1 protein-coding gene is annotated in these 337 nt (G+C 48.4%); it reads left to right on the top strand.

Annotated features, from left to right (window positions below):
- Positions 1 to 65: 65 nt before the first annotated feature.
- Positions 66 to 337, top strand: a 272-nt coding sequence (locus ACYVTD_RS18490) for an epoxyqueuosine reductase QueH (RefSeq protein WP_461249056.1), incomplete at its 3' end; no start/stop codon positions are given.

Here is a 337-nt window from a genome sequence, read left to right as displayed (position 1 = left end):
ATGTTTATACAAAGGGATTTATTAATTCAAATTCCCGCCCCGATCGGTGTAAAAATTGTTACAGTATGCGCCTTGAAAAGACTGCGTCTTTCGCGAAGCAGGAAGGATTTTCCGCCTTTAGCACTACGTTGCTTGTAAGCCCGCATCAGGATCATGAGGAAATAAAGCGCTCCGGCGAAGAGATGGCGGAAAAATACGGAGTGGAATTTTTTTACAGTGATTTTCGTCCGCACTTCCGCGAAGGGCAGGCTCAGGCCCGCGCCGCGGGGTTTTACATGCAGAAGTACTGCGGGTGCGTGTTCAGCGAGGAAGAGCGGTATTTGGATAAGATTTCTCA

Source organism: Treponema sp. R6D11, assembly GCF_054786075.1.
The sequence above is the reverse complement of the archived record's forward strand: the minus strand, read 5'-3'. Positions and strand labels throughout refer to the sequence as shown.